Genomic DNA, 16,817 nt, shown 5'->3' with positions numbered 1-16,817 from the left:
AAGTTTTATCAATCATAGAAGTTCCATGAAAGGCCGAATTTCAGCACACGTGGGTTGATAGGGTAATGAGGAGACAGGAAATAATTCGGTCTGCTCATTCCTTGATTCACGTGATACATCATTACATAGAAACGTGTACGCTTTAAATGTAAGTTTGCGTAAACATTTACAATAGGATAGCCGCCTATCTCTACCTGGTCGTCTGTTGGTTGCAGATGGAAGTTCTGAATGGCGGGCATATATGCAGGGGCATTGTATTTGGTAAAATATCTTAGATCAGCGCCCAATTGTACGCTGAGTACTTTTTTTGCCAGTTTGAACTGCATATAAAAGTTATGATATAGCGAGAGGTCCGGCAAGGGAAGCACGGTCTGGTCGCTGGACTTCTGCCAGGTTATCTCATTATCCAAATGGAAGATACCCAATTTGAAGTCCTGATTAAGACTTGCTGACAACACTTGCAGACTTCCGCTTTTTTGTTCGGGCAATGCTTGCTGATTGAAATAAGTATAGTTCTTTATATTCTCTACTCCTGCTTTCAACTTAGTCCTCCAGCGGGCAATGCTCAATTCTCCTTCAATGCGGGTATGGAATTCCTTATCCATATCATTGTCCCACCAGAAATGCTTGGAGTGATAGTGGCGCATATAGAACGGAGCCAGTTTATTGCTGACCTCTCCACGGGCTATAAGGCTGACCGTATCTTTCCACAGAGGAAAATTCAAGTCTATATCGCCTTTTACATTAAACTGTCCGATTGCTTTTCCTCCCAGTCCCACTTCACCGATGGCATGATAATGGAGTACATTACCTTCACGTTTGGACAATTCTCCTCCTACGAATATCTCATTCTCATTGTATTTGTCATTTCCTATGCCTTCCAGGTTCATCAGTGTATATTTGCTGATTTTATAGGAGGCAAATGCCGTCAGTCCGGCTTTGGCATATTTATTGAACCCTTCCAACAGGGCAATACCTACGGTGTTTTTGATTCCTATATAGGTCGTACTGTCTTTTACTAATGGATTATCAGGCTCTAAATAAGTGTTCTGATAGTAATCTTTCACGTCATCTTCAGAATGGAAACTATGCCGTGCACGTTCCACTTGAACGGTATGTATAAAACTGGTGACCGGAACGAATTCTTGTTTGGCGGGCATGGTGTCGTTTTCAGCCTGTGGTATATCCCGTTTGAATCCCAAGTTATAGCGTTGGGTCAGAAAAACGTAAAAGTCGTGGTTACGGTTGGTCGTAGCGCTTAGTATGGTAGGAATATTCGTTGATTCATACTCCCTTTGACCCTGTGCCATTTCCTCCGGTGCAGTGATATATCGGTCATCTTCGATACCTCCGTTCTCGTTTGTTTTCAGATAGTTATTGCTGTATATGGCTTGCATTTGGTAGCGGTCGCCGATATAACTACCGAAAAAAGCTGCATTGAAATGTGATGTACTTTGATTATTGTAATATCCCCGTCCGTACAGATAGTCTATGTTGAAGCCGAAAGCCAGACGTTTGTTTACATTGACAGAGAAGTATGATTTGAAACGTTCTTCCCCGTTCACCTTGTTACCGGCTTTGTGATATGTCAGGTTGGTATAAGGTACGTTACTGTTCGTAAAGTTGAATTCCGTAGGACGGATAAAGAAACTGGAGAAAGGCTCCATGAAAATAGTTGGCTCAGGGTCACGACGGTCGAAGAAAATACGTGACATACGGGGAGAACCCATATTGGCCAGATAATTGTAATGTCCGGTCAGTCCGTCAGTTAGGTTCGTGTTCTGGAAATGATGATATGCAGTATCCGCCGGAATCATAGTCCGGTCACCCAACTGGTTTTTGATACGCCACATATATAATTTGGGAGGTAACCCCTGTACTTCAACATTTGCACTGTCCAGTTTGTCCGGAATCATGGCAGGGTCTACCTGATTACCGTATTGGTCGTATCCGTTTTCGTCGATTCTTTGGCGACCATTATCAAACTGTGCATGAACAGTTGTCAGACCTATAACGGTAAGTAATATATATAATAGTAAGATTCGTCTCATAATTGGAGGCAAAGATACTTACTTTAATTGATTTAATGATAATGGATAATTGAAAATTATGTTGCATACGTACAACACGTAGCTAATAATTATCAATTATCCATTGTTCACTATCCATTAATTAAACTTCGCGGATAAGCTCCATACCTTTCTTGATAGCTTCCTCGTTCATAGGAATCAAGTGGTGGTGGCGTTCCGGCAAAGTCTTTTTCAAGCCTTTGATGACATTTTCTAAAGTAACAATCGGGCGAAGTTTCAGCAGACCGCCTAATACGATCATGTTGAACGCTTTAGCGTTGTTCATTTCATTGGCTGCATCCATTGCGTCGATACGGTATACTTTGATGTCTTTGCGGGTAGGAGGGTTGATTATTCCGTAACCGTCATAAATCAAGACACCACCGGGTTTCACCTTACTTTCAAACTTTTCGAGTGAAGGCTGGTTCAAGATGATGGCGGCATCGTATTTACTAAGAATCGGTGAAGATATCTTGTCATCGCTGACGATTACTGTAACGTTGGCAGTACCACCCCGTTGTTCCGGACCGTATGCCGGCATCCAACTCACTTCCTTGCCTTCCATCAAACCGGAATAAGCCAGAATCTTACCCATAGACAATACGCCTTGTCCACCGAATCCTGCTATAATTATTTCTTCTTTCATTGTTCTGTTGACTTTTAGCGTTATTCTTTATCTTTTAAATCACCCAGCGGATAGAACGGGAACATATGTTCTTCCATCCATTTGTTTGCTTTTTCCGGGGTCATCTTCCAACCGGAACTACAAGTGGAAACGATTTCTACCAAGTTGGAACCTTTACCGTTCATCGAGTTCTCGAAAGCCTTGCGAATAGCTTTCTTCGCTTTACGGATGGCCGGTACCGATTGTACGGACTGGCGGCTTACGTAAGCTGTTCCTTCCAGTTGGGCGGCGATTTCTGTGATTTTCAATGGATAGCCGTGAAGTTCAACGTCACGTCCGTAAGGACAAGTCGAGCTCTTCATACCTACCAGTGTAGTCGGGGCCATCTGACCGCCTGTCATACCGTAAATGGCATTGTTGATAAAGATAATCGTGATGTTTTCGCCACGGTTCAAAGCGTGTATAGTTTCGGCTGTACCGATACAAGCCAAGTCGCCGTCACCCTGGTAAGTAAATACGAGGCGATCAGGCCACAGGCGCTTCACAGCAGTTGCCACAGCAGGAGCACGTCCGTGTGCAGCTTCCTGCCAGTCAATATCCAAATAGTTATAGGCGAAAACTGCACATCCTACCGGAGAGATTCCCACCGTTTTATCTTCCATACCCATCTCCTCTATTACTTCGGCAATGAGCTTGTGTACCACACCGTGACTGCAGCCCGGACAGTAGTGCATGGCGTTGTCGTTCATCAGAGTCGGTTTTTTGTAAACCAGATTCTCGGGTTTGATTATTTCTTCTTTAGTCATAACTTCTTCTCCTTATCTGTTGGTGAACCGTATAAAAAACTCCATCAGCTTGACAAAGATTGCCGCGCCGCATACGTAGATAAACATTTTGAAATCTTCCTTTCCTACAACGAAATAGGTGATAATGGCTGCAACAGCCAGAATCATGAAAAGGATGTTCAGTACGTTTCTTATTTTATCGGGATTCATCGTTTCGTTATTTGATTATTTTTTCTTCCAAAGCAGTTACAATTTCATCCGGATCGGGGACGATACCACCGAGACGTCCGAAATGCTCTACCTTTATTTTACCGTTAACAGCCAGGCGGACATCTTCAATCATCTGTCCGGCATTCAACTCCGTAACAAGCATACCTTTTACTTTGTCAGCATAAGCGGCAATAGCCTTTGTAGGGAACGGCCACAAAGTAATCGGACGAAGGATACCTACCTTGATACCTTTCTCACGAGCCAGCTCCATGGCTTTCTGACCGATACGTGCCATTGAGCCAAAAGCAATAATCAGATATTCTGCATCTTCACAGTTTATTTCTTCAAAACGTACTTCGTTTTCTTCGATTTGGCGATACTTAGCCTGGAAGCGGAGGTTGTTGATTTCCATTGCTTCCGGTTTCAGTTCCAAAGAAGTGATGATGTTCGGTCTGCGATCTTTAGCCTTTCCGGTAGTAGCCCACGGACATTGCTCAATCACTTCCGCTTCTGTGCGGCGTGGCTTTTGTGCAGGAAGCACTACCTTTTCCATCATCTGTCCGATCACACCGTCAGCAAGAATAATGGCTGGATTACGATATTTGAAAGCCAGTTCGAATCCCAATGCCACGAAATCTGCCATTTCCTGTACAGATGCCGGAGCAAGAGCGATTAGCTTGTAGTCGCCATGACCACCGCCTTTCACAGTCTGGAAATAGTCGGCCTGACTCGGTTGGATGGTTCCTAATCCGGGACCGCCACGCATCACGTTTACAATCAGACAAGGAAGTTCGGCACCTGCGATGTAAGATATACCTTCCTGTTTCAGACTGACGCCGGGACTTGAAGACGATGTCATTACCATTTTTCCGCTGCCTGCGCCTCCATATACCATATTGATAGCTGCCACTTCACTTTCTGCCTGGAGTACTACCATGCCGGTTGTTTCCCACGGTTTCAGTTCGGCAAGTGTTTCCAACACTTCCGATTGGGGAGTAATAGGATAACCGAAGTATCCGTCCGCACCGCAACGGATAGCTGCGTGGGCGATGGCTTCGTTTCCTTTCATTAATACAACTTCTTCTGCCATATTCTTTTCTTTTATTCTACTTTTACTTTATACACTGAGATACATCCGTCCGGACAAACTGTTGCACACGAGCTGCATCCATTACAGGTATCTTCTTTCACTTGCCAGGCATAGTTATAGCCTTTCATGTTTACCTCTTTGTTGAGGGCGATTACATCGAGCGGACACGCCACTACGCATAGGTTACATCCTTTGCAACGCTCCGTGTCGACTACGATTGCTCCTTTGATTTTTGCCATAATCTTTATTTATTACGTTATCTTTGAGTTCGATTATTGATTATACATATCTTTGTGATAGAAGTTTAGAATATCTATCGCCATTTTCCGGGCCTGAACGGCGGGGCTGTCAGGATTAAGGTCGATAGCGTACTGGTAATTGTCCAACGCTTGCTTCCAGTCTCCTTTTTTCCGGTAGGCATTTCCCCGTAAATAGTAGAGAATATCTTTCTCGTTTTCGACAGAAGTGTCTAGGAGAAGTTGGTTCAATTGCTCAATCGCTGTGTCCACATCCCCCTGATTGATAAGCTCTTTTAGGTTTTCTATTTGCTCCATTTCTTTTGTCTTTCGGGATTCTGAAACGCAAAGATAGTTTTTATTTGTGTAAATGAGACAAATGAAGCCGGAAATTTGTATTTGGGAAAAGACTTTCCTGTGGATATTGTTATGCTCACAAGGATAAATGAAATAAAAAAAGACCTTCACTTTTTCTCTGTATCGACCTGTTTATCGGAATTAGCGGGTGAAGGGCAATCTTTTCACCTGCTGTTTCACCTTCCTTGAATCCGAATCAAATATACGGTCACTTTAGTCTATTGTATTGGCAATAGACTTCTGGGAGACTAATGGATAACTTCGTGTACCTTATTAGAGAAACTCCTTGTTAGGGTAGACAAAGTTGCATTTCATTAGATGTATTCTATAAACAAAGGCTTCGTTTGTAAAAACAAAGGTTTGGTTTATATAAACGAAGCCTTCATTTATAAAAACGGAACCTTCGTTTATAGATTGTTTGTAGTAGAAAGCAAGTTAGGTTGTAACAAAAGTAAGTTTAGTTGGATTGAAAAATAAGTTCTACTACAATAGAAACATAGAGAATTAGCATATTATCGGATTGTATGGGTGAGGAGAAGGTGAAAGAGCTGCTCTTCACCCGCAAACATTGATAAACAAAGCGTTTTAGCGAAAAGGTGAAGGGCATTTGAAACAGGAAAAAGTGTGTAAATTGTAGGGGTGGACAACAATGAAGATTTAGATTTTTGCAAATAATAGCAGAAATAAGGGCAGATAATCTTTCAATTCATTTCGCAGAAGCTCCATTGTTTTTTGTTTGTACCGATTGATGGACTTCACGCTAAGATTCATTTCTTCCGCAATTTCCGCATGGGTCTTTCCTTCAAAGAAACTTTTTATAAATACCGTGCGATAACTTTCCGGGAGTTTATTCAGTGTTTCGTACAGCATTCTGTATAATTCGTCAAGGGTATATACGCTGTCCGGTTCCACTTCGTAAATGGGAGCTTTCTTTTGAACAACTTCTGCATAGTTCCATTCATACTCTTGATGTTTCAGATAATTCAGGCAGCTGTTTTTTACACACATTTTGATATATCCCAATGCCGTGTCCGATTGAAAATCAAAAGAATCTATTTTATCCCATAGTGAAGTAAATACATCCGAAACAATATCTTCCCGTGTCTCTTTATCATCAATAAATCTTTTTGCATATAGGACGAATGGAGCATAAAACTCTTCATAAAGTTGCTTGAAGGTCTGTTCTTTAGGCTGTTTTTGAAAAGATATTTTCATTATTTTGAGATTCTGTTGTTTTTCATTTCGTTGCAAATATATAATAAGATAATTAGTAAAATTGCATATTCTCATTTTTTTTCTGTTTTAAATAAGTATTATGGCTTTTATTTTATCAGATTCAAAAAAAATAAAATTTATCTGTCCCTTTTGGAAGGCTTTAATTGTATTATTAGTGTTGTTGAACTTAAAAGAATAGATTATGGAATAAACACATCAATTAAATTAATGCAATCAATAGCCAGCTTCTCCTTAATTCTTTGTATAGGGTCTCGCAATCGTTTATGAGAATTAAAAATAAGGTATCTTGAGTAAATTATAGTACTGAAATAGAACAGGAGAAATTGATTGGCAATGTTAAATCATTTAGTAATAAATTATTAATCAACAAAAAAGTTAGAAACATGAAACGATTAAGGTTTTTATTTATGACAGTAGTTTGTACTGTGCTCTTCTCGTGTGGAGAAGATGACGGTACTCAGAACCATTCGGTTACTGCATTTGCGGGTTATGGTGGTGCTGCTGTAACTGTTGACAGAGAAAAGGCTATGGTGGGTGAAACTGTAACTATTATGGCGACTCCCAATGATGGTTTTCTGTTTAAAGAATGGAAAGTAAGAGTTGGTAATGCAGTTATTGAGAATGTGCAAGCTACCACTTCTACATTTACGATGCCTATGGAGGATGTGGTAATTGTAGCCACATTTATGATAAGAAATGATGTGCTTGAAAGGATTACTGATCCTGTATTGAAGGCTTATTGTCAGTCTCGGATGGATACGGAGCAGGAAATAGATGGAATTGTTTATCCGAAGTGGGATAAAAATAATAATGGTGTGCTTTCTCCGGACGAAGCAATAGAAATAAAAGCGATAGATGTGACTGGAGGTATGAATGGAGCAAAAGTTAAAAGTGTAGATGGATTATTAGAATTTTTGTCATTGGAAATTCTGAATATTTCCGGAAATGAGTTAACCGCATTAGATCTGAAATGGACAAATCTTACAAAACTTGATTGTAGTAATAATAAATTGAGTGACTTATCAATTGGTGGGATTAAAAAATTAAAGAAGTTATATTGTAACAGTAATCATTTGTCTTCATTAAACTTGAAAACAATGCTGTATGGAGATGGATATATGCTTTGTTGTGGAAATCAAACAGCAGAGGATGGAGAACCTCAAGCTATTGAAGTCTTATTATCAGGTGAACAATTTGCTTTTTGGGAAAGTGATTTGAAGGGCCTTGATGAAAATGCGAATGTAGTAGCTGAAATAGCACCTGAGGTAGATATATATTTGACAATGACTAAGGTCACTAAATTCCCACTTGGTACTTTGATGGTAACATTTTCGGATACTAGCAATAATAGTATACAATTGTACTTGGAATCATTATCAAATTTACTTCCAGGTGAATATTCTAAAGATCAACTAAATAATAGTATGAATAATGTTCGGATACAAAGTGCTGGAGGAAAACGAGCGTTAGATTCTGACGATCCAGGTTCGTTTACGGTGGAATATGATGAGGCTAGTGGAATTTATACTGTCAGGGGAGTGCTAAACTTGAAACCGAATGTATCTTATCCTGATTTGAATGTTGTGGGATTTGAATATGTAGGTTCTATATAATAGAAAAGAAGAGTATGAAAAGATACTTCCTTTTTTTATTATTGAAAGATTATTAGTTTTTTGTGTCCTTTTTCGGTGAATCGGTTGTATTATTTATATAGTTGCAATTATAAAAAGAGGAAATATGAAAAATAAAGAATTGGAAGTATTGTTGCGAAAAGCACAGGCATTAGGAGATGACATTAGAGAAATGGAGTCTATTGATGCATCGGAAGCATATCATCGTGACCGAGTTAAAGCAAAAAGGGTGCGAACGAAAAAAATGTATAATCAACTGATGCGTTGTGCGGCATTTCTAACTATACCGTTGCTGTTAACTTCCTTAGTCTTTGGATATTTATATCTTGGAGAACCAAAAGAAGAGGTAAGATATGCAGAAGTAACTTCTACAATGGGTACGGTGATACGTTATGAGCTTCCGGATCACTCTATTGTATGGTTGAACTCTGGTACTACATTGCGTTATCCTACAGTGTTTAATAAAGATAATCGTAGTGTAGAGTTGAAGGGAGAGGCTTACTTTGAAGTAAAGGCAGATCATGAATATCCGTTTTGGGTACATACGCCGAATGGGTTAAGTGTATATGTTTATGGAACCAAATTTAATGTTGCGGCCTATGAAGATGATAGTTACATAGAGACTGTATTAGAAAAAGGTAGAGTAAATGTAGTTACACCTAATCGTGAAACGATTGTTTTAACTCCTGGTGAACAACTATTGTATGACAAACATACTTCACGAGCAGAAAAGGAAAAGGTTGATGTTTATGGAAAAGTGGCGTGGAAAGAGGGAAAAATGATTTTCAGGAATGCTTCATTGGAGGAAATTCTAAAACGCCTGGAACGCCATTTTAATGTGGATATCGAGTTCCATAATAATTCAGGAAAAACATATAATTATAGAGCAACTTTCCGGAGAGAAACATTGACTCAGATATTGGATTATTTGGCAAAGTCTGCAAATTTGAAGTGGGAAATCCAAACGCCTGAACAGCAAGAGGATGACACATTTACGAAGACAAAAATAGTAGTGAATTTATATTAGTAATAACCTTTTAAAAGACTATGTATGACACAGAAAAAAGAGTAAAAAAGGAAGAGAGTCGCTACCAACGACTATCTTCCTACAATTTAAGATTCACGGCACAGGGTCTCGCAAACGCTAGCCGGAATCAAACCATAGTTCATTTAGTAATAAACTTTAGTCAGCTACAAATGTATGAAAAAAAATCATTCATTTATCGCATTATGTTCTAAATATGCTTTAAATCTAAAACTTCCTTTGGTTATGAGGGTCAGTTTAACGCTGCTTTTTGCAGTAGTACTACAACTTTCTGCCGCAAATGGCTATGCACAACGCATACGAGGAGCCATTTCGATGAGCAATGTATCTGTTGAACAGGTACTGAATAAGATAGAGGAATCTTCTGATTATGTATTTCTCTATAATGACAAAGCGATTCAAAAGAACCGTATTGTCTCAGTAAATAATACCTCCGGTAAGATACAGGATATCTTGGATGAAGTATTTCGGGGTACTTCTATTTCTTATACGGTAGTGGATAAACAGATTATTCTTTCTGAGAAACCTTTAGTACAGAAAACTGTGGAAGATACGACTATCCCGGTGAAAGGTACAGTAAAGGATGTGAATGGAGAGCCTCTTATTGGGGTGAATGTCAAAGTAAAAGATTCGAATATCGGTACAATTACGGATATTGATGGTAATTTTACGCTTAAAACCAAAAAAGGAGATATTCTGGAAATCTCTTATGTAGGATATACTGTGCAAAACGTAACAATTACAGGCAATACTGTTTTGAACATCGTGCTTCATGAAGACAATGCGGTGCTTGATGAGGTAGTGGTGACTGCATTGGGTATCAAACGTTCAGACAAAGCATTGAGTTATAATGTACAGAAACTTGGTGATGCTCAATTTATGTCAGTCAAAGAGGCTAGTGTACCGAATGCACTGACCGGTAAGGTAGCCGGTGTGACTATCAGTCAGGGTGCTTCTGGTATTGGTGGTTCCACTAAGGTGGTGATGCGTGGTAATAAATCTGTAAATGCAGAGGGAAATAACAACGCATTATACGTATTGGATGGTATACCTCTACCCGATCTTTTCCCTAGAAGAGGAGCCAGTTCCAATGCTCAGTATGGTGGTGTGGATGAAGGTGATGGCATTTCTAATATCAACATGGAAGATATTGCAGAGGTGACAGTGTTGACCGGCCCTTCAGCAGCAGCTCTTTATGGTGGTCAAGCAGCTAATGGTGTAATAATGTTAACTTCTAAGCAAGGTGGAATGAAAGATGGGAAGCCTCGTATTTCATTTTCTCATTACTCTGATTTTTATCAACCACTTCTTTTGCCGAAGTTACAAAATACGTATGGAAGTCGAACGGATGAATTTTCGAGTTGGGGACCCAAATTGGACATTCCTGCAAATTATGATCCGGCAGATTTCTTTGATACGGGTATGAGCTTTTCCAATAGTATTGGAGCACAGTTGGGAACGGAAAATCATAAATCTTATATCTCTCTTTCTTCTTATAATGCCCGAGGGATAGTTCATAATAATAATCTTGATCGTTATAACGTCTCGTATAATGGTACATATTCTATTACAGATAAGCTTTCTTTGGCGGCTACTTTTATGTATACGAACAAAAAGGCACAGAATATGCTTTCGCAAGGTGATTATTATAATCCAATTGTACCGATTTATCTATTTCCTCGTGGAGATAATATAGATAAGTATAAATCATATGAACGTTATAGTGCAGATAGAGGATTCCCGGTTCAGTTCTGGCCATATGGTGATCAAAAAAGAAGTATACAGAATCCGTATTGGATTACGCATCGTAATTTCAATATTAATCATAATGAACGTTTCATTATCGGTGGAAGTCTGAAATATACTTTTAATGATTGGTTTAATGTCAGTGCTCGATTCCGTACGGACCGTGATAATAAAAAGAATGAAATCAAGAATTATGCTTCTACCTTGCTGTTGTTAGCTTCTAGTTCGGATAAAGGTTCTTACTTGTTGGCAACGGAGAAAAATATTCAGGATTATGGAGATGTGATTGCTAATTTCCAGAAAACAATATCAGACTGGGGATTTGTAGTAAATGCGGGTGCTAGTTTTAAAAATGTAACATTTGATTATACAGCTAACTCTAATAAACTGGAGTTCGGTGCACCTCTTGCTAGTGTCGCCAATAAGTTTACATTGAATAATCTGACTCCGGAACCGCAATATCAAGAGGGTAAAAAAATGAAATCTCAAGCTGTATTCTTCAGTGCATCTGTGGATTGGAAGAGAAAGGTATTTCTTGATGTAACAGGACGTAATGAGTGGACTTCACTGCTTGCTAATACAAAAAACAAAAGTTTCTTCTATCCGTCGGTAGGTATGTCTTTTGTTTTGACGGAATTTTTCAAGATTCCAGAAGAGATACTGACCTTCTCCAAGCTTCGTCTTTCGTATGCTAAAGTAGGAAATGTCCCTTTATCACTTGCTGGAATCACTATTCCTTCTTATCCGATTAGTCCGGGTGGTGGTGTAAGTATCAATCCTGATTTGCCTATTGATAATTTGAAATTTGAAAAGACTCAATCGTTTGAAATTGGTTTGAATGCTCGATTCCTTAATAATAGATTAGGATTGGATATAACATACTACAATGCTAATACGTACGATCAACTATTCAAGTTCAGAGCACCGGAAAGTAGTGGTTATGCTAACTTCTATGTGAATGCGGGTAAAGTAAATAATAAAGGGCTTGAAGCTTCTATTGATGCAGATCTGACGTTTGGAAAATTCAACTATTCACCGAGATTGACCGTCACATACAATAAGAATAAAATTGTGGAATTGGTGAGAAATATTCCTAATCCGTTTACCGGAGCTGATATGAATGTTTCCCATTTTGATATGGGAGGTCTTTCTTATTCATTCCGCAACTATATTGATGAGGGCGGATCTATTGGAGATATATATGTCAATTCGGTAAAGAAAGACGGAAATGGATACGTTTATGTAAATCCGAATACATTGAGTATGGTAGTTGATAATGAGAACTTGGTATATGCGGGAAATACTAATCCTGACTGTTCTCTAGGATTTAATAATGAGTTTAGTTATAAAGGGTTTACATTGTCGTTCTTGATTGATGCAAGAATTGGTGGAAAGGTGGTTTCTGCTACACAGGCTGTTCTTGATTCTTTTGGTGTATCCGAGCAGAGTGCAAAAGCCAGGGATAATGGTGGTGTACTTGTGAATGGAGTGTTGATGGACGCTGAAACTTACTATACTCAAATGGGAGCAGGAACAGGTGTCTTGTCTAATTATGTATACGATGCTACGAATATACGTTTGAGAGAAGCTTCACTTTCCTATCGTTTCAAACCACTGTTCAAGAATTTCGTAAAAGATCTGACTCTCTCGGTAACGGGACGTAATTTGTTTATGATCTATAATAAGGCTCCTTTTGATCCGCAACTGACCTCTTCGGTTGGCACCTTCTATCAGGGCATTGATTATTTCTTGATGCCAAGTTTAAGAAGCTTCGGTGTAAGTCTTAAATTTACATTATAACTAAATTAACAAACAGATGAAAATGATACTAAATAACAAATATTTCGGTAAAGGTTTGCTTTTAATTTCTGCTTGTTCTTTGTGGATGTTAGAAGCCTGTACGGGAGATTTCATAGAGACGAATACCGATCCTAACGCGGCAACGGAGGAAGAATTGGGTTATGATAACTTAGGTACAGGATCTATGATAACACAGATGCAATATCAAATGTATCCGTGTATTACAAAAGATCAGAATATAGATGTCAACAACTATCAGAAAATGTTTTGTCTTGCTGGAGATATTTTCTCCGGACATCAGGGGGCTTCCAATATGTTTGATAGTAACGGACGAAATAATACGACTTATGATATGTATCCTGATTGGTGTGCGGCTGCATATACGGTAGCTTATCAGAATTATATGGCTCCTTGGTATACCCTTTATACTAAAAGGGATATTAATCCTTCTACATTTGCTGTGGGACAGATTTTGAAAGTGTTTGGTATGCACCGTATTACGGATATGTATGGCCCGATTCCTTATAAAGATTTTGCTCCTGCTTCCGATGTTCCTTTTACTTCCCAACAGATTATTTACAAGCAGTTCTTTGAAGAGTTGGATGAAGCCATTGGTATTTTAAAGGCGTACATAAAGGATAATCCAGGGGCTAAGCCGTTAGCTAGTTATGATAAAATTTATGGAGGTGACTTTGAAAAGTGGGTAAAATTTGCCAATTCATTGAAATTGCGTTTAGCTCTTCGTATTGTGTATGTGGATGCAACAACAGCTCAGCAAAAAGCGGAAGAAGCAATAAGAGATGGCGTATTTACTGATAATGAGGATAATGCAATGTTGAAGGTCGATGGCTCTGCTACGGTTAATCCTTTATATATGATTTGTTATACCTATAATGATAGCCGTTTGGGAGCGACAATGGAAAGTTATTTGAAGGGTTATGAGGATCCACGTTTGGATATTTGGTTTGCTAAATCGGAGGTATCTGAGTATAAAGACTATAATGGAATTAGATGTGGAAGTATGTTTACAGGAAATGATTATAAAATATTTTCTAATTTGAATGTATCCTCAAGTACTCCCATTCAGTTTATGAATGCAGCTGAGGTTTATTTCCTGCGTTCAGAGGCTGCTCTACGCGGATGGAATGCGGGAGGGAATGAGAAGACACTATATGAGAGTGGAATCATGACAGCCTTTTCTCAGCCATTGGGGGCAACTCAGGCAAAAGCTGGAGATGCTAGTGCGTATATAAAAGGCACAACTTTGCCACTACCATATACTGATCCTAAGAATACTAGCTATAATAATGCTAGTGTTGGACAAGTATCTGTTAGTTGGGAAGATGCTACTAATTTTGAAGAAAGATTGGAAAAAATCATCACTCAAAAATGGATTGCTTTATTTCCTGATGGTCAAGAAGCATGGAGTGAATTTAGGAGAACGGGGTGTCCGAGAGTAATTCGGGTTGCCAGAAATAATAGTGGTGGACTTATTGACACGAAAAAACAGATCGCTAGATTACCATATCCTACAAATTTGGCTAAAGATTATCCAAATTTATACCAGGAAGCTGTAAATAATTCTGATTTATTGGGTGGTGGAGATAATGGCGGTACGAGACTTTGGTGGGATAAGAGAAGTGATAAGCCGTATCAAAATTAAAAAATGTTTAATCTTAATCATTTGATATTTATATGAAAACAGACCGAATTATAAAATTTTTGTGTTGCATATTTGTCGTAACTCAAATTATTGGATGTAGCGATTGGATAGAAGCGGAACCTGTTATCCTGCCTGAATTGCAATATAAAGAGTTGACACCGGAGGAGGAAGCTGCATTGATTGCTTATAAAAATTCAGATCATAAAATATTTTTTGCATGGATGAATTATAGTCCTGCAACAGCTTCTATGCAGACCCGTTTGAAAGGTATACCAGACAGTCTTGATATCGTGTCCTTTTTTACAGGATATGTGAATAACAAACAAAATCGAGAAGATGTGAAATTTCTTCAAGAGCGAAGAGGAACTAAAGTTTTATTGACAATGTGGCCCGAACCCTACTTTGCTATTAATTCAGAAGGTGAGGAGGATTTAGATTCTATGATTGTATATGCTGAAAATCTGGTTGATTCTATTTACACATGGGGATTGGACGGATTTGATTTGGACTATGAACCAAATTTTGGTGGTAAAGAATATTCTCAACAAATGATGCGTACCTTTATTGATGTGATGAGCAAATATTTGGGACCTAAATGTGATGAACAATTTAAAGTGGATGGTAAACATAAATTGTTGGTTGTTGATGGACAATGGTTAGACGCTGAGTATGCTGATCGTTTTGATTATTTTATTGGGCAAGCCTACAGTGCAGGTTCTGAAAGTACGTTAAATAGTAGATGCCAGGGTGGTTATCAGGATTATGGAAAAGGATTTCCGAATGAAAAACGGATCTTTTGTGAATGGGTCAGTCAAGTTGGTAATGCATTTGGACATGGAGGAGTATCTTACTATTATAAAGGTGAATATATTCCAAGTTTGTGGGGAATGGCTCATTATGCAGCGGAAAGTCCGAAAAATGTGGCAGGTTGTGGTGCTTATGTTCTTCAGTTCGGATATTCCGAAAGTAACCATTTGAATCTGCCTGTACCACCTAATAACTACTATTATGCGCGTCAAGCTATTCAGATTATGAATCCTGCGAATAAAGGGAATGGAAGTGGTGAAGACGAAAACGTTGAAGTAGAAAATAACATTAAAGTAGCAAAAAGATGAAGAATTTATTTCAAAAAAATATATTAGCAGTTGCTTGTCTTTCATGTTTGTTTTTGGGGACGTCATGCAATGAAAGTATAAAAGTGGATGCCGTTTATATTACAGCTGCCGAGAATACACCTATAACGACATTTTCTGCAACTAATAACGAAGATGAATTAGGAATTACTATTTCTAGCTCGTTGATTGCAAATTCTAATATAGAAGGTGAACTTATGATTGATAATTCATTGGTAGAACGTTATAATAGTGACCATGGAGAGTCTTATAAAACTTTGCCAGAAGGTGCTTGTGTATTGTCTAGTAACTCTGTGTTAGTAGAGAATGGTAAATACCGTTCGGAAGCAGTTAAATTAGTTGTGAAGGATATAGATGCAATACAGAAAGGAGTTAACTTTTTGTTACCTATAAGATTGGTTAGTAAGAGCAAGGATTATCCAAGTTTGCCGGGAAGTGATGTTTTGTATGTCATAGTCAATAGGAAGTTACTTGTAAATGTTCCAAAGTTGAATGGGCAGAACTATTTTAAGATAAACTTTAAAGATAATGATGTTAGTAGATTCCAAAATATGACTGCGTTTACTCTCGAAGCTAGGGTCAGTATGTGGGAATTCCCTAAATATTATGGAGGTAACTTGATGGGAATTATAGGTTTTCCAGGAGGAGATAATTCGGAAAAAGGAGCATGGATATTTGTGGATGGAACGCCAGACCGTGTGGGAGGTGAAGGAGATGTGCCTGTCTTTATGTTTTCAACAAAAGGTTGGTCCGTATATGCTGGTAAATTGGGTTATACGCTCGAAAAGAATGCCTGGTATCATGTAGCTGGAGTATTTGAAAACAATACACTTTCTTTATATATTGATGGAATTCTGTTTGTACAAGCAGAATATGCCAACCCTATTTCTTTCTCGGATGAATTTTATATTGGTGCTGCGCCTGGAGTACAAAAGGGTTTCTATTTGAAAGGATCTGTAAGTGAAGCACGTTTTTGGACAAGGGCATTGAAGGCTTCTGAATTAAAGAATCCTTTGCACCGGTGTTTTGTAGAGGTTGATAGTGAAGGACTCGAGGGATATTGGAAGTTGGATGATATGAATAATGAATGCAAAGACTATACAGGTCATGGTCATACTGCAACAAAAGAGGGTAGTGGAGATCTTGAATGGACGAGGTTGTAAATTAAACTGTGTCAACAAAGGGAATGAA

General features: G+C 38.6%; 14 protein-coding genes. 6 read left to right on the top strand and 8 right to left on the bottom strand.

Annotated elements, in window-relative coordinates; all coding sequences use genetic code 11:
• Positions 1–8: 8 nt before the first annotated feature.
• From ACNOGP_RS18665 to ACNOGP_RS18630, 8 genes are all read right to left on the bottom strand, one after another.
• Complete coding sequence (locus ACNOGP_RS18665) at positions 9–2,051, bottom strand: putative porin (protein ID WP_418213475.1); 2,043 nt, start codon at positions 2,049–2,051, stop codon at positions 9–11.
• A 121-nt stretch (positions 2,052–2,172) separates the two neighbouring features.
• Positions 2,173–2,715: a 2-oxoacid:acceptor oxidoreductase family protein gene (locus ACNOGP_RS18660; protein WP_007758949.1), complete on the bottom strand. Its 543-nt coding sequence runs from the start codon at positions 2,713–2,715 to the stop codon at positions 2,173–2,175.
• Between the two features lie 20 nt (positions 2,716–2,735).
• Entirely contained in the window at positions 2,736–3,500 is a 765-nt protein-coding gene (locus ACNOGP_RS18655) for a thiamine pyrophosphate-dependent enzyme (protein WP_007757401.1), read from the bottom strand.
• Positions 3,501–3,512: 12 nt separating this feature from the next.
• Complete coding sequence (locus ACNOGP_RS18650; RefSeq protein ID WP_007757400.1) at positions 3,513–3,689, bottom strand: hypothetical protein; 177 nt, start codon at positions 3,687–3,689, stop codon at positions 3,513–3,515.
• A gap of 7 nt (positions 3,690–3,696) precedes the next feature.
• A complete protein-coding gene (locus tag ACNOGP_RS18645) occupies positions 3,697–4,779 on the bottom strand; it encodes a 3-methyl-2-oxobutanoate dehydrogenase subunit VorB (RefSeq protein ID WP_418213474.1) in 1,083 nt (360 codons plus the stop codon).
• Between the two features lie 11 nt (positions 4,780–4,790).
• Entirely contained in the window at positions 4,791–5,018 is a 228-nt protein-coding gene (locus ACNOGP_RS18640; RefSeq protein ID WP_004297419.1) for a 4Fe-4S dicluster domain-containing protein, read from the bottom strand.
• Positions 5,019–5,051: 33 nt separating this feature from the next.
• Positions 5,052–5,333 carry a tetratricopeptide repeat protein gene (locus tag ACNOGP_RS18635; protein WP_007757398.1) on the bottom strand — a complete coding sequence of 94 codons (282 nt, stop codon included), beginning with the start codon at positions 5,331–5,333 and terminating at the stop codon, positions 5,052–5,054.
• Between the two features lie 696 nt (positions 5,334–6,029).
• Positions 6,030–6,587 (bottom strand): RNA polymerase sigma-70 factor, encoded by a 558-nt coding sequence (locus ACNOGP_RS18630; protein WP_195475467.1) that lies wholly within the window; start codon positions 6,585–6,587, stop codon positions 6,030–6,032.
• A gap of 404 nt (positions 6,588–6,991) precedes the next feature.
• Between ACNOGP_RS18630 and ACNOGP_RS18625 the strand changes: the two genes are divergently transcribed.
• From ACNOGP_RS18625 to ACNOGP_RS18600, 6 genes are all read left to right on the top strand, one after another.
• Positions 6,992–8,221 (top strand): InlB B-repeat-containing protein, encoded by a 1,230-nt coding sequence (locus ACNOGP_RS18625; protein WP_418213473.1) that lies wholly within the window; start codon positions 6,992–6,994, stop codon positions 8,219–8,221.
• A 124-nt stretch (positions 8,222–8,345) separates the two neighbouring features.
• Positions 8,346–9,266: a FecR family protein gene (locus ACNOGP_RS18620; RefSeq protein WP_418213472.1), complete on the top strand. Its 921-nt coding sequence runs from the start codon at positions 8,346–8,348 to the stop codon at positions 9,264–9,266.
• Between the two features lie 243 nt (positions 9,267–9,509).
• Positions 9,510–12,830, top strand: coding sequence for a SusC/RagA family TonB-linked outer membrane protein (locus tag ACNOGP_RS18615; protein WP_418213471.1), 3,321 nt, complete (start codon positions 9,510–9,512; stop codon positions 12,828–12,830).
• 22 nt (positions 12,831–12,852) lie between these two features.
• Positions 12,853–14,493, top strand: a complete 1,641-nt coding sequence (locus tag ACNOGP_RS18610; protein WP_418214779.1) for a SusD/RagB family nutrient-binding outer membrane lipoprotein — start codon at positions 12,853–12,855, stop codon at positions 14,491–14,493.
• A gap of 26 nt (positions 14,494–14,519) precedes the next feature.
• Positions 14,520–15,608, top strand: coding sequence for a glycoside hydrolase family 18 (locus tag ACNOGP_RS18605; protein WP_418214778.1), 1,089 nt, complete (start codon positions 14,520–14,522; stop codon positions 15,606–15,608).
• Positions 15,605–16,789 carry a DUF1735 and LamG domain-containing protein gene (locus ACNOGP_RS18600; RefSeq protein ID WP_418213470.1) on the top strand — a complete coding sequence of 395 codons (1,185 nt, stop codon included), beginning with the start codon at positions 15,605–15,607 and terminating at the stop codon, positions 16,787–16,789. Before ACNOGP_RS18605 ends, ACNOGP_RS18600 begins: the two co-directional genes overlap by 4 nt.
• Positions 16,790–16,817 lie beyond the last annotated feature (28 nt).

This window comes from Bacteroides difficilis (assembly GCF_048319815.1).
GTDB lineage: Bacteria > Bacteroidota > Bacteroidia > Bacteroidales > Bacteroidaceae > Bacteroides > Bacteroides zhangwenhongii.
Note: the sequence above shows the minus strand (reverse complement) of the source record. Positions and strands in the feature narration are given on the sequence as shown.

Bases quoted from the DNA above. Each gene is read 5' to 3' on its own strand.
- ACNOGP_RS18645 (WP_418213474.1), bottom strand. From the start codon at position 4,779: ATGGCAGAAGAAGTTGTATTAATGAAAGGAAACGAAGCCATCGCCCAC.
- ACNOGP_RS18630 (WP_195475467.1), bottom strand. From the start codon at position 6,587: ATGAAAATATCTTTTCAAAAACAGCCTAAAGAACAGACCTTCAAGCAA.
- ACNOGP_RS18640 (WP_004297419.1), bottom strand. From the start codon at position 5,018: ATGGCAAAAATCAAAGGAGCAATCGTAGTCGACACGGAGCGTTGCAAA.
- ACNOGP_RS18620 (WP_418213472.1), top strand. From the start codon at position 8,346: ATGAAAAATAAAGAATTGGAAGTATTGTTGCGAAAAGCACAGGCATTA.
- ACNOGP_RS18660 (WP_007758949.1), bottom strand. From the start codon at position 2,715: ATGAAAGAAGAAATAATTATAGCAGGATTCGGTGGACAAGGCGTATTG.
- ACNOGP_RS18600 (WP_418213470.1), top strand. From the start codon at position 15,605: ATGAAGAATTTATTTCAAAAAAATATATTAGCAGTTGCTTGTCTTTCA.
- ACNOGP_RS18615 (WP_418213471.1), top strand. From the start codon at position 9,510: ATGAGGGTCAGTTTAACGCTGCTTTTTGCAGTAGTACTACAACTTTCT.
- ACNOGP_RS18635 (WP_007757398.1), bottom strand. From the start codon at position 5,333: ATGGAGCAAATAGAAAACCTAAAAGAGCTTATCAATCAGGGGGATGTG.
- ACNOGP_RS18665 (WP_418213475.1), bottom strand. From the start codon at position 2,051: ATGAGACGAATCTTACTATTATATATATTACTTACCGTTATAGGTCTG.
- ACNOGP_RS18650 (WP_007757400.1), bottom strand. From the start codon at position 3,689: ATGAATCCCGATAAAATAAGAAACGTACTGAACATCCTTTTCATGATT.
- ACNOGP_RS18610 (WP_418214779.1), top strand. From the start codon at position 12,853: ATGATACTAAATAACAAATATTTCGGTAAAGGTTTGCTTTTAATTTCT.
- ACNOGP_RS18625 (WP_418213473.1), top strand. From the start codon at position 6,992: ATGAAACGATTAAGGTTTTTATTTATGACAGTAGTTTGTACTGTGCTC.
- ACNOGP_RS18655 (WP_007757401.1), bottom strand. From the start codon at position 3,500: ATGACTAAAGAAGAAATAATCAAACCCGAGAATCTGGTTTACAAAAAA.